A 12,746-nucleotide genomic window follows, 5' to 3' on the forward strand; every position below is an offset into this window, starting at 1 on the left:
ATCCGCTCTGACGTCGCTCGCGCACGCTGTCACATTGTGAAACATTTCATAGCGACGAAGGGTGTGGCGGGCGGGTGGGGGCCGTGTGGGGGCGTTCTGGCGGCTCAGGGCCACCAACTCGTCGACGGCGATGTGGCCGGGCTCACCTCATCGTCGGGGAGCGGTTCGGCGCGAGGTCTTCGGCAGGAGGCATCCCCGGATTCGCGCGGAATTGCGAAAGATGTGTTGCAGATCCTCCTCTCGCTGTCAGGAGACAGGGCAGATGGGCCCCTGCGTCAGGGGTTGGCGAGGTGACTCGACGGCGGAGTCCCGTGTGACCTGAAGATGACCAGATGCTCATGCGCATCAGTTTCATCCACCCTCTTCAGCGGGCTCGATTCTCGACGTAGAGTGTTGCCACCTGCAACAGACACCAGCTGCGCCGCTCGAGCTGCTCGCACCATGATTGAGGAAGGCGCCACCGGACTGATCGGCCAGTCACCTGACGGGTCGACCGCGGCTTCAGCCCCGGAAGGGGCCTCCCCGTCGAGGTCAGAGATGCCTTCGGCCGAGGTCGCGCCGTGCCGGACGGCCTCCAGATGGAGCGGACTGCGCGGACGGCGTCACGCCCCGCCGGGGCCGTGCCGAGCCACGTGAGGAAACCGTCCGTGAGAATCCCGATCAGCGTCGTCCAGCGGACCACGGCGCGTCCGACTCCCGAGGTGCGGTCGCGTCAGCGGAGCCGTCCGCGAGGCGTCGAGGAGGCGGGATGCTGAAGTTCCTGGCTCTGCGGGCCGTCCGCTACGCCGTGATGACCTTCGCGGTGACCTCGCTGGCCTATCTGATGGCCGTCAGCTTCTTCAATCCCGAGGCCCAGCTCGCGGACATCATGGGCGGCGGGGTGGATCCTGAGGTCAGCCGGGCGAACGTCCAGGACTCGCTGCGGCGGCTGGATCTTGATCCGGACCAGAACGCGCTCCAGCGGTACTGGGTGTGGCTGACCGGAATCCTCACCCAGTGGGACTGGGGCCGGACTCCCAACGGCGGCTACGTCAACGACGAATTCGCCATCCGGGTGTGGATCTCCACCCAGCTGACGTTGGTCGCCACGGTGATGACCATGGTCATCGGAATCCTGCTGGGCGTCTACGCGGCGGCCCGGCAGTACCGGTTCGGGGACCGGGCCAGCACCTGGTACTCCTACTTCACGATGATCGTGCCGGTGCCGGTGGCCTACCTGCTGGTCCAGCGGGGGGCGATCTGGGTCAACGAGGCCGCCGGCCAGCAGATCTTCTACGTCACCGGGTTCCGCAGCATCGGCGTCGAGGGGACCTGGAACCAGTTCGTGGACATGGCGGCCCACTACACGGTGCCCACCGTGGCGATGACGCTCTTCGGCTGGGCCTCCATGCAGATCTCCCAGCGCCAGTACCTGCTGGACTTCGTCAACGCAGACTTCGTCCGCACGGCTCGCGCCACGGGGCTGACCCGCAGCCAGGCGATCCGGAAGCATGCGCTGCGCGTGTCCTTCGTTCCGACGGCGCAGTCCATCGCCTTCACCATTCCCGCGCTGTTCACCGGAACCGTGATGGCCGAGATGGTCTTCAACTGGGACGGGCTGGGCTCCTGGGGACTGCGGGCCCTGCACGCCCATGACGTCAACGCCTCGGTGGCGATCGTCTTCTACGGGTGCATCATCTTCGCCATCGGCGCGATGCTGGCCGACTTCTTCACCTCCCTGGTCGACCCGAGAGTGAGGCTGTGACCCATGTCCATCACCCCGATCAGCGCCGTGGAGAACTCGCGCGCCGCCGCGGACGAGCTGCCGGAGCAGCCGGTGGAGTTCAAGCCGATGGGCAAGAAGCGGCTCATCGCCCGGCGGTTCGTGCGCAACCGGCTGGCCCTCGTCGGCGTGGCGCTGCTGGCTCTGCTGGGTGCGTTTGCGCTCTTCGGGCATCTGCTCACCCCGTGGCACTACACGGAGCAGGACTTCCTGAACCTGGGGACGGGGCCGAGCGCCGAGCACTGGCTGGGGACGAACTCGGCCGGCATCGACATGGTGGCGCTGCTGGCGCAGGGCACCCGCACCTCCCTGATGATCGGGCTGGTCGTCGGCATCCTGACGCCGCTGATGTCCCTGCTGGCCGGCTGTGCGATGGCGTACTTCGGCAAGTGGGTGGACCGCACCCTGATGTGGTTCATCGAGGCGCTGATCATGTTTCCGCAGATCATCCTGATCGGCATCATCATGACCGGGCGCGACGGCGGGCCCGTGACGTTGGCGTTCATCATGGTCTTCTTCGGCTGGATGGCCTCAGCGCGTCTCATCCGGGGGATGTCCCTGTCCTTCGTGGACCGTGAGTTCGTGAAGGCGGCACGTTTCATGGGGGTGCACCCGCTGCGCATCGTGTGGCGGCACCTGACCCCGAACCTGGCTTCCCTGGCGATCATCAACGCGACCACCAGCATCTGGGGTGCGATCCTCGCGGAGATCTCCCTGTCCTTCCTGGGCATCGGGGTCAGCGTGCCGGAGACCTCGCTGGGGCTGCTCATCTACCAGGCCCGCAGCTATGTCTTCGGCCAGCAGCCATGGATGTTCTGGGCGCCGGTCATCGCCTTCGGGCTGATCGTCGTGGCGCTGATGCTGATCAACGACGGACTGCGGGACGCCCTCGATCCGGAGTCGCGAGCAGGAGGTCGAGCCCGAGTATGAGCACCACGCCAGCAGTGACAGACCGGCGGCAGACCGCCGGGGGCCCGGAGGTGGTCCTCTCCGTGCGGGACCTCAACGTGCGCTTCCCTTCGGAGTCCGGCACCGTGCATGCGGTCCGGGGCGTGGACTTCGACCTGCGTGCCGGGGAGGTCCTGGGCATCGTGGGGGAGTCCGGTTCGGGGAAGTCCGTGACCTCGATGGCCATCATGGGACTGCTGCCCGAGTCCGCCCGTGTGGACGGAGAGGTCGTGCTCGCCGGAGAGTCCGTGCTCGGGCTCAGCGACAAGCAGATGAGCCGGCACCGGGGGAACACCATCTCCATGGTGTTCCAGGACCCGCTGAGCTCGCTGACCCCCGTGCTGTCCATCGGCCAGCAGATCACCGACGCCATCGGCAACCACCATCCGGAGATGACTCGGCAGCAGAAGGAGGACCGCGCCGCCGAGCTGCTGACCAAGGTGGGCATCCCCTCGCCTGAGGAACGGCTGAAGAACTTCCCCCATGAGTTCTCCGGCGGCATGCGTCAACGCGTCATGATCGCCATGGCGATGGCCAACGACCCGAAGGTCATCATCTGCGACGAGCCGACCACCGCCCTGGACGTCACCGTGCAGGCGCAGGTCCTGGAGCTGCTGAAGGTGGCCCAGCGGGAGACCGGGGCGGCGATCGTCATGATCACCCACGATCTCGGCGTGGTCGCCGGCCTCGCCGACCACCTGGTGGTCATGTACGCCGGTCGGCCGGTGGAGCGCGGCACCACCCGGGAGGTCTTCGCCCAACCATCCATGCCATACACGATGGGCCTCATCGCGGCGGTGCCTCGGCTGGACGTCTCCCCGGAGCACGCGCTGGCCACGATCCCAGGCCAGCCGCCGAATCTGACGCAGCCGCCGCTCGGCTGCCCGTTCGCTCCGCGCTGTCCGATGGCGGCCGAACAGTGCCGCCAGGAGGAGCCGGTGCTGCGCCCCGTACCAGGAGCCTCGGCCCGTGACGACTCCTCGTCAGGTGACGGGGCGGCGCTGCCTCAGGTGGCGCTGCACAGTGCGGCCTGCCTGCGGCTGGAGGAGGCGCTGCGCTCGGACCCGCGGGAGGTCTACGGTGTCGAGCGTGTTCAGCCCTCCGCGATCGAGCTGACCCCGCGCGAGAGTCGGGAGACCGTGCTGCAGGTCGAGCATCTGAGCCGCCGGTTCGAGCTCCGCTCCCGGCTGCTGAAGCGCCGCCTGGGCGTGGTGCAGGCGGTCGATGACATCAGCTTCGACGTCCGTGAGGCGGAGTGCTTCTCCATCGTGGGCGAGTCCGGGTCCGGCAAGAGCACCACGTTGCTGGAGATCATGGAGCTGGACCCGCCGGAGGGTTCGACGCTGCACGTCAACGGCACCACGGTGGCCGGCTCGAAGAAGCGGCACCGGGCGCCGAAGGAGCTGCGGGCGGGCATCCAGATGGTGTTCCAGGACCCCACCGGGGCGCTGTCGCCGCGGCAGACGGTCTTCGAGCTGCTGGCGGAGCCCATGCAGGCGCAGGGCTGGGAGGCCGATCGCATCTCCCGGCGGGTCATGGAGCTCATCGGCATCGTCGGGCTGCAGCCGGACCACCTGGACCGGTTCCCCAACGCGTTCTCCGGAGGGCAGCGGCAGCGCATCGGCATCGCGCGCGCCCTGGCGCTGGACCCGAAGGTGATCGTGCTCGACGAGCCCGTCTCCGCCCTGGACGTCTCCATCCAGGCGGGGGTGGTGAACCTGCTGCAGCGGCTGAAGTCGGAGCTGGGGCTCTCCTATGTGATGGTCGCCCATGATCTCTCGGTGGTCCGGCATATCTCGGACCGGGTGGCGGTCATGTACCTGGGCCGGTTCGTGGAGGTCGGTGACGTGGAGCAGATCTATGAGCGCCCGCGGCACCCGTACACCCAGGCGCTGCTCTCGGCCATCCCGGTGCCGGACCCGGAGGTGGAGTCCACCCGGACGCACCTGGTGCTGGAGGGGGACCTCCCCTCGCCGACGAATGTGCCCGACGGGTGCAGCTTCCGGCCCCGCTGTCCGCTGTATCGCCTCCTGCCGGAGGAGAAGCGGAGGTCCTGCCAGGAGGTGGAGCCGGTGCTGGAGCCGCTGGCCGGGGAGGACGACGTCGATCAGCGCGTCGCCTGCCATCATCCTGCGGACCTGCTGAGCACCCGGGAGGCGGCCGTGAACTGAGCGCGTCCGCATCAGAGCATCCGGCCCAGGAGAAGCCCGCCTGGCCGGTCATGGTGCCCGACCCGGCGCAGCGGCGTCGGCGGGCACCCACCAGCGGAGGTGGGCATCCGCATCATCGCACAGGAGGAGAGCACCTATGCAGCACCGGAAGACGAGGATCCCGCGGCGCCGAGCCGCGCTGCCGATGGCCGTCCTGGCGGCCGGAGCGCTGGCCCTGGTCGGCTGCGGCAACGGCGACGGCGGCGGGAGCGGGGGTGGGGGACCCGAGCAGGCGGGTCTCAGCGGGACCTCGCGGAGGTCTATGACATCAACGCCCAGGACCCGGCGGACCTGCAGGAGGGTGGTCAGCTGACTCTGCCCATCGGCCACCTCGGGCCCAACTTCAACGGCCTGACCAATGCGGGCAACGCCGCCGACACCCGCCAGATCCTCAGCGCGGTGCACACTGCCAGCGCCTGGAGGCTGGACCCTGAGGGCGACTACGTCCTCAACGAGGACTACTTCCTCTCGGCAGAGCAGGAGATCACCGACGACGGCACCCAGCTCCTGCACTATGAGCTGAACCCGGAGGCCGTCTGGAACGACGGCACGCCCATCGACTTCGAGACCTACGAGCACACCGTGGCGATCCGCTCGGGAGCCGAAGAGGGCTATGACCTGGTGTCCACGACGGCCTACGACCAGATCGAGAGCATCGAGCAGGGCGAGGACGAGTGGCACTTCACCATCACCATGGCGGAGATGTACCAGCCTGGCAGAGCATCTTCAACGCGGGGAGCACCGGTGACAGCCCCATCATCCACCCTGACGTGGACACCCCGGAGGAGTTCAACGACGGCTTCGTCAACGATGTGCGGCCCGAGTACCGGGCCGGTCCCTTCACCGTGGATGTCATGGACGTGGCCGCGAATGTGATCTCCCTGGTCCCCAACGAGAACTGGTGGGGCGAGGAGCCGGTGCTGGAGCGGCTGAACTTCGCCGCCTATGAGACCAGCGCGACCATCCCCGCGTTCCAGAACGGGGAGATCGACGCCGTCGCCGTGGCGAACCGCCCCCGTTATGAGGAGCTGACGGAGTGGTCGGACGAGGGCTATGACATCCGCCGCGGTCAGCGCATGGCGACCTGCGGCTTCGTGCTCAACGGGGACGCCACCACCCTCGACGACGTCGCGGTGCGGGAGGCGATCTTCCGGGTCCTGGACCGCGAACAGCTGGCGGCCATCCAGTTCGAGGGCATCAACTGGGAGGAGGACACCCCCGGCTCCTGGCTGATGATGCCGTTCGATGACCGGTACGAGGACGCCTACCCTGTGGAGGACGACGACGCCGAGGGCGCCGCAGAGGTCCTGGAGGAGGCCGGCTGGGTCTTCGAGGATGAGGGGGACGAGTACCGCAGCCGGGACGGCGAGGAGCTGCGGGTGGTGTTCAACACCTTCGGCGATGACCCGATCAACCAGGCGATGACCCAGGCCGCCCAGTCCATGGCGGCCGGCGTCGGCGTCAACCTGGACATCAACAACCAGGGCTCCGGGCAGTTCGGGGACGTGGTGGGCAACCGCGACTTCGGGCTGGTCAACATGTGCTACGGCAAGGCCGGGGCTGACCCGACCAGCGCCCCGAACCAGTTCTACTCCACTGGGGACGGCAACCTGACCGGCCTGGGAGACGAGGAGCTGGACGAGCGGATCAGCGAGCTCTTCGGCATCGAGGACGACGACGAGCGGTTCGCCGAGGCCCATGCCATCGAGCAGGAGGCACTGAGCACCTACTTCCACTACCTGGCGTACTCGAACGGGCCCGTGATCACGGCCTTCCGCGAGGGTCTGGCGAACTACGGGCCGAGCCTGTTCGAGACCCGTGACTGGACGCTGGTCGGCTGGGAGTCCGACGCCGGCCACGACGGCACCGACACCGGTGTGGACGCCGAGGAGCTCGAGGACACCGACGAGGAGTGATCCCGCACGGCCCGGGTGACGGGCCGTCGTCGGCATGAAGACCGGTCGCGGGCGGTCGGGATGGACAGGTGCGAGTGATCCATCCCGGCCGTCCCCGATCTTGTGTCGGCGGGTCGGCGAGGGGCGGGCCGGAGATGTCCGGGTCGGCGGCCGGGGAGCCTGTTCCCCGGGCCCGTCATCTCCTACAGTGCCGCCATGAGTGATGTGGACGCTGAGGCGGAGATGCTCCTGCGGTACCTGCACGGGCTGCGCGAGGCGATGATCTGGAAGCTCGACGGCGTGACGGAGCATGATGCCCGCCGCCCCCTGACCCCCACCGGGACGAACCTGCTGGGCCTGGTCAAACATGTGGCCAGCATGGAGATGGGGTACTTCACGGCCCCACTGGGGCGCCCCAGCCCGGTGCCGATGCCGTGGCTGGAGGACGGCGCCGCGTTCAACGCGGACCTCTTCGCCACGGAGGAGGAGAGCCGGGACTGGGTGCTGGACTTCTACCGGACGGCGTGGCGGACCACCGACGACGCCGTCGCCGACCTGGGCCTGGACGCGCCTGCCCAGGTGCCCTGGTGGGGTGAGAACGGCCGCACGACCCTCGGGCGGCTGGTGGTCCATCTCATCGTGGAGACCGCCCGGCACGCCGGCCATGCAGACATCCTGCGTGAGCTCCTCGACGGGGCGGTGGGCATGCGGCCTGGGAACGACAACATGCCGGAGGCGGAGCTCTCCGACTGGCACACGCATGTGGAGGACCTGCAGCGTCTCACCGATGAGTTCCTCTGAGGCGGGGTCGGCTCCGGATCGACGCGTAGGCTGGTGTCATGCGTATCGCAGCAGCACAGATCGTCACCGGTGAGGACCCGCGGCAGAACCTGGAGCTCGTCGACGAGTGGGCGGGCCGGGCCTCGGAGGCCGGCGCCGAGCTGGTGGTCTTCCCCGAAGCCGTCCAGCGGGCCTTCGGGCACACGCTGACCTCCGTCGCCGAGCCCGTGGACGGCCCCTGGGGCGCTCGGCTGCGTGACATCGCACGGCATCACGGGACAGCGATCGTCGCCGGCATGTTCACCCCGGCAGAGCCGGGGGAGCAGGGCCGCGCGCGGGTGACCAATACGCTGCTGGCGGTGGACGGCGAGGGCGTGCTGGCCACCTACGACAAGATCCATCTCTATGACGCCTTCGGCTTCCAGGAGTCCAAGACCGTGGCCCCCGGTGAGGAGCCGGCGCGGTTCACCCTCGACGGTGAGCTCCTCGGCCTGGCGACCTGTTACGACATCCGATTCCCGAGCCTGTTCACCGCCCACGCCCGGGCCGGAGCGCTGGCCACCATCCTGCCGGCGTCCTGGGGTGCCGGACCCGGGAAGGTGGACCAGTGGCGGCTGCTGGCCCGCGCCCGGGCGCTGGACTCCACCCAGTACGTGATCGCGTGCGGTCAGGGCCTGCCCGCAGCGGCCGGGGTCGAGGCGGTGGAGGGGGCGCCCACCGGGGTGGGGCACTCCATGATCGTCTCGCCCACCGGGGAGGTGCTCGCCGAGGCCGGCGAGGCCCCGGAGCTGCTGGTCGCCGACCTCGACGCCGACGTCGTGGCCGCCGCCCGGGAGAAGCTGCCGGTGCTGGCCAACGCCCGGGAGATTCCGCAGGGCTGAGGGGTCCCCGGGCCCTGTCCGCCTGCCCTGCTGCCCTCCGGCCCTGAGCTGGTCCGCGGGCATCCCTGTCCCCCTTTCAGGGACGACGGCGGTGGGTTACGCGCTTCACCAAGGAGTGAGGTCCCTGAAAGGGGGACAGAGATCAGGAGGAGGGGTCAAGAAGTCCGCCCCACGTGGCGACGGCCCGCGGCCAGGGCGTAGACACCCGCCCCGACCGTCACCAGCGGAAAGCTCAGGCTCGCCACCAACCAGGGCACCATCCAGGCGGCCTGCAGCCGCGTCATCTCCAGTGCGGGCCCGGCCAGGAGCCCCACGACGGCGGCCAGCGCGGCGAGCACGATCGTGACCTTCAAGGAGACGACGACGGCGCGGGCCAGTGCGGCCTCGAGTCGTGGGGGCTGCACTGCCCGGGTGGACCACGCCAGGGTGACTCCGGCGAAGACCGCCAGTGCGACCGCGACGTGGGCGGCAGGTAGCAGGCGCTCGCCGATCAGCCACCAGGCGAGCAGTCCGGCCGCCGTCGCGGAGACCAGTGCCGCAACAGTCGCAGCGACTCCGGGAGCCGCTGCCCGCAGGGCGGGGGTAAGCAATAGTGATGACGCTGCCCCGGCGGCGGCCGCGACAACCGTCGGCGCGGTGATGAGCACCGGTACCCAGCCGATCGCCCCCGCGAAGCCCCCCCAGGTGGCGCCGAGCTCCGTCAGGAGGCTCACGAGTGCCCACAAAGCACCGATCGCACTGACGAAGGCGGCGGGGTAGGCGGCGCTGCGCCACGTGATCATTGCATGTGTGCTCGGCTGTTCCATGGCTTCATGTCCCTCTTTATCCGTTTCGCACGTTCGATGCGAAAGTTGACCACTGAGACCTCGCCCCAGGGTGAGTCCAGGCAGCCCAGGACGGAGTAGATGCGTAGACCGTCAAGACGCTGCGGTCTCCGAAACTGAAGTTCACTGTATGGCCCGTGCCATACAGGTGGTTCGTTGTGGTTCGGAAGTTGAAGAAGAAGCTGTGGTTCGCATCCGGCAGCTGTGTCACTCCCATTCTGCATTCGAAGTTTCCGATGACGGCTACGCGGAGCGGCAGGAGCTGACCATTGCTGGGATAGTTCCTAGGGGCGCCGGAAATAGGAAAATAGCAATTGAAGCAACCGCGGACCAGGCTGGACGCCTGGTACTTCGTCTTGCCGTATGAGAACGTGTAGGAGTAGCTCCATCCTGAGGAGACTGAGACGGGGTAATCGCTGACCTGATCATGGTTGAATTCCTGGTAGAGGATCCCGTCCTCCCAGGTGTACCAGGCCTCGACTTCTTCACCCGTGGCGTCACTTGCTGTGATGTTGGTGAACGCCGCGACAGTTCCTTCGTCGGCTTCCAGAAGGTACCCTTCAGGGTTCTCGATCAGCTCTGCCTCCGATGTGATGTCGAGGTCCAAAGCCGGTGCCGTAGGTTCGTCGGAGCCGCTGACGACAGAGTTGAATTCCATTCCTGCGGGGTGACTGGTCACCTTGAAAGTGGACCCAAGGCCGTCGTTCAACGCGAGATGCAACTCAGTGTCTACCGTGGACCCAATCTCTTCAGATTCGTCCGTATCGACGACAGTGAAAGTGAGGCTGTCGTTTGCGGAGAGTTCGTCCAGTTCGGTCTCATCCTGTATCCCCGAAGATTGTGGGGTGGAAGGTTCGACAGAGGAGTTTTCGGTATTCGGATTGTGTGAGACCCTGGCCTGTCCAGTCGGTGAGTTCCATACATCCAGTGCCACAGATTTGTCTGACTCTGGGAAGTCCGATGGCGGCGGCGTGTGGGGCGTGTTGTCCACCTGCGTAGGTGTGAACATGCCTGCGCTCAGCGCGCCTATCGAAGCGAGCGATACGAGAGTCTTCATGCGTCCCTTCTTGGCCGGATGAGTTGAGAGCCCCAGGTGAGGGGCTGGACTCTAGGATCGACGAAGTTGTGACCGTCGCCCGGCGGAAGAGCGGATACTGGTGACCATTGGCTACATCCGAGGTCTGACGAGACCCAGCTGAGTAGCACGGATGAGCAGCTGCACGCGGTCTCGAGCGTCAAGTCTGCGATTCAGCCGGCTCAGATGTCCTTTGACTGCGGCTTCGCTAATCGTCATGGCCTGCGCGATCTCATGATTGCTGAGACCTGTGGAGAGGTGCTGCAAGGTCTCCAACTCCCGGGGTGGGACCTCTGGGACCAGGCTGAGGATCCGCGTTGCTGCTCGGTGAAGAGCATCAGGGGAGGCTGTCGGGCTGACCAGCAGATGGGGGGCAATAGCGGAGTCCAGGATGGGCCTGTCTGCGTGGACACGGCGTATGCCAGCCACTATCTCCCGTGCTGTCGCGCCCTTGCTGAGGTACCCGGTGGCGCCCGCGAGAATCGCATGAGCGACAGTCGTTGGGGATGTGAGCGCTGACAGTGCCAGCACCCGCGTGCGTGGGTAGGTGTCGACGATGATCCGAGTGATCTCGACGCCGTCGTGGTCCGGGAGGTGGAGGTCGAGTAGGACGACGTCGGGCGCGTCGTCCCGGACGCGGTGGAGAGCAGCCTGACCAGTGGCGTGGCCGCCGACCAGCTCCATGTCGGAGGCAGATCGCACGTAGATGCTGAGTGCGTCGCGCATGGCGGGATGATCGTCCACCACCAGCACTTGAATCATGGAACGATCCTATAGCCTGACCACATGGTGCGAACCCCAGTTCCCAGCATGGTGCAGAAGCTCCCACGGTCCGCACTGCTGTCCGTAACGATTCCCGTGGGGTCGGCTCTGATCATCTCCCTGGTGCTGCAGATCCTCGTGCTGGAGTCCCCAGTGGCACAGGGTACGTTGATCGCCTACATTGCCTGGGCATTGAGTTTCTGCGCGCTGTGGATCGCGCCGCAGGCCGGTGCCGTCGTCGCACTCGCAGGCGCGGCCATGAGCGGACTTATGGGGGCTCCCTTGGAGGGGGCGCTCCTGGCGGTCTCATTCGCAGGGATTATGGCTGTCTCAGCCCGGCCATGGTGCCGGCGCGCCTATCTGGTGCTGGCCCTGTCCTGGGTGACGCTGTCCGTCTGGGACCGAGCGTCAAGTGGATCGGACCTTGGAATGTGGGTGTGGTGGGCACTGTGCATCGGGTGCGCCTATGTGGTCGGGGGTCTGCTCCGGCGGACCTATGAGCGGCAGCAGGATGCTGAGGAACGTGCTGTTGCTGTTGAGGCGGCCCTCGAGGCGGCCAGGGAGGCCGAGAGACGCGCGCTCGCCCATGAACTCCACGACTCGTTGGGTCATGAGCTGACGATGATCCGGATGCGCAGCGAAGCGGCCGGACTGGCCCAGAATTGTCAGGGCCACGAGACGGCCCTGCGGGCGATTTCGGAGGCTGCGGGCTCGGCGATCTCAGATCTGCATCAGGTGGTGTCGATGCGGCAGGAGATTCCGGGAGATGAGTACGCCGGTATCCAGATGGGGTTGGACGAGGTCCTCGAGCTGCGCCTGAATGAACTGCGTGAGGGCGGGCATCATCCGCAACTGTTGGTGCGTGGGGATTCCGCGAACGTGGGGCTCGTCCTCCAGCACGACCTCGGTCGCCTGATCCAGGAGGCCGTCACCAACGTGCTGCGGCATGGTGCTCCCTCTAATGCAGGCGAGCCCGATTGTTGGATCACGCTCGAGGTCGGCGAGACCCTGGATCTGACGGTGACGAACCGTGCTGGGGCGGACGGCGAATCCGCTGGAGTGGGCAACGGCCGCGGGGTCGGCATGAGCAGCATGGATTGGCGAGTGAGAAGACTTGGAGGAACGTTCCGCGCCGGACCTGACGATGCCGGACGGTGGTGTCTGGAAGCTCACGGGATGCGCCGCGAGTGCCAGGTCGGAATTCCTGCGTCTGGAGCGGTCGGATGAAGGCGTCACAGACAGGGATCCGCGGTCATCCGTCCCTCACGGACTGGCTGTGACGCCCGCCATGTGATGAGATGAAGGCTGTGACACGGGGTGCCGCGCACTGCGGCTGAGATGACACCCGTCGAACCTGATCCAGTTAGCACTGGCGAAGGGATTGTCCGGCATGTGCGGCGCTGATCCGCACGGCGCCAGACCCGGTGACCTCCATCGGTGTCCAGTGCGCATCGCCCGCGGGCCGCCTTCGCCTCGAGACGAGAGGCAACCATGAGCACCGACACGGCACTCAACGACGCCGCACCCACCAGCACCGCGTCCACCACCGAATCCGCCGCCGGCCCCCACGACGGCGCCCTGCCCCTGAGCGAGCAGGTCGTCGTCGTCA

11 protein-coding genes and 1 riboswitch are annotated in these 12,746 nt (G+C 67.2%); of the genes, 8 read left to right on the forward strand and 3 right to left on the reverse strand.

Annotated elements, in window-relative coordinates:
- Positions 1–748 precede the first annotated feature (748 nt).
- The 7 genes from BCY76_RS12485 (at position 749) to BCY76_RS12515 (ending at position 8,476) form a co-directional block, all read left to right on the forward strand.
- The gene (locus BCY76_RS12485; protein WP_085437758.1) at positions 749–1,744 is read left to right on the forward strand and encodes an ABC transporter permease; all 996 of its coding nucleotides are present in this window, start codon (positions 749–751) and stop codon (positions 1,742–1,744) included.
- A 3-nt stretch (positions 1,745–1,747) separates the two neighbouring features.
- Positions 1,748–2,692, forward strand: a complete 945-nt coding sequence (locus tag BCY76_RS12490; protein ID WP_070160229.1) for an ABC transporter permease — start codon at positions 1,748–1,750, stop codon at positions 2,690–2,692.
- On the forward strand, positions 2,689–4,881 hold the full coding sequence (locus BCY76_RS12495; protein ID WP_070160227.1) for a dipeptide ABC transporter ATP-binding protein: 2,193 nt from the start codon (positions 2,689–2,691) through the stop codon (positions 4,879–4,881). Before BCY76_RS12490 ends, BCY76_RS12495 begins: the two co-directional genes overlap by 4 nt.
- 99 nt (positions 4,882–4,980) lie before the next feature.
- A complete protein-coding gene (locus BCY76_RS12500; protein ID WP_085437759.1) occupies positions 4,981–5,796 on the forward strand; it encodes a hypothetical protein in 816 nt (271 codons plus the stop codon).
- Positions 5,691–6,836, forward strand: coding sequence for an ABC transporter substrate-binding protein (locus BCY76_RS12505; RefSeq protein WP_139827780.1), 1,146 nt, complete (start codon positions 5,691–5,693; stop codon positions 6,834–6,836). The genes BCY76_RS12500 and BCY76_RS12505 overlap by 106 nt, the downstream gene beginning before the upstream one ends.
- 195 nt (positions 6,837–7,031) lie before the next feature.
- Positions 7,032–7,616, forward strand: coding sequence for a DinB family protein (locus tag BCY76_RS12510; protein ID WP_085437760.1), 585 nt, complete (start codon positions 7,032–7,034; stop codon positions 7,614–7,616).
- 38 nt (positions 7,617–7,654) lie between these two features.
- A complete protein-coding gene (locus tag BCY76_RS12515; protein WP_070160219.1) occupies positions 7,655–8,476 on the forward strand; it encodes a carbon-nitrogen hydrolase family protein in 822 nt (273 codons plus the stop codon).
- 155 nt (positions 8,477–8,631) lie between these two features.
- Here the strand turns inward: BCY76_RS12515 and BCY76_RS12520 are convergent, their stop codons facing one another.
- From BCY76_RS12520 to BCY76_RS12530, 3 genes are all read right to left on the reverse strand, one after another.
- Positions 8,632–9,258, reverse strand: coding sequence for a hypothetical protein (locus tag BCY76_RS12520; RefSeq protein WP_070160217.1), 627 nt, complete (start codon positions 9,256–9,258; stop codon positions 8,632–8,634).
- A gap of 40 nt (positions 9,259–9,298) precedes the next feature.
- The gene (locus tag BCY76_RS17645) at positions 9,299–10,357 is read right to left on the reverse strand and encodes a hypothetical protein (RefSeq protein WP_139827781.1); all 1,059 of its coding nucleotides are present in this window, start codon (positions 10,355–10,357) and stop codon (positions 9,299–9,301) included.
- Positions 10,358–10,468: 111 nt separating this feature from the next.
- Complete coding sequence (locus BCY76_RS12530) at positions 10,469–11,137, reverse strand: response regulator transcription factor (protein ID WP_070160214.1); 669 nt, start codon at positions 11,135–11,137, stop codon at positions 10,469–10,471.
- Between the two features lie 123 nt (positions 11,138–11,260).
- On the opposite strand from BCY76_RS12530, the gene BCY76_RS12535 reads away from it, so the two are divergent.
- On the forward strand, positions 11,261–12,364 hold the full coding sequence (locus tag BCY76_RS12535; RefSeq protein ID WP_170922691.1) for a sensor histidine kinase: 1,104 nt from the start codon (positions 11,261–11,263) through the stop codon (positions 12,362–12,364).
- Positions 12,365–12,440: 76 nt separating this feature from the next.
- A riboswitch (TPP riboswitch) is annotated at positions 12,441–12,536 on the forward strand.
- The last annotated feature ends 210 nt before the right edge of the window (positions 12,537–12,746 follow it).

The sequence above is a fragment of the Nesterenkonia sp. PF2B19 genome (genome assembly GCF_001758425.2).
GTDB classification, from domain to species: Bacteria; Actinomycetota; Actinomycetes; order Actinomycetales; family Micrococcaceae; genus Nesterenkonia; species Nesterenkonia aethiopica.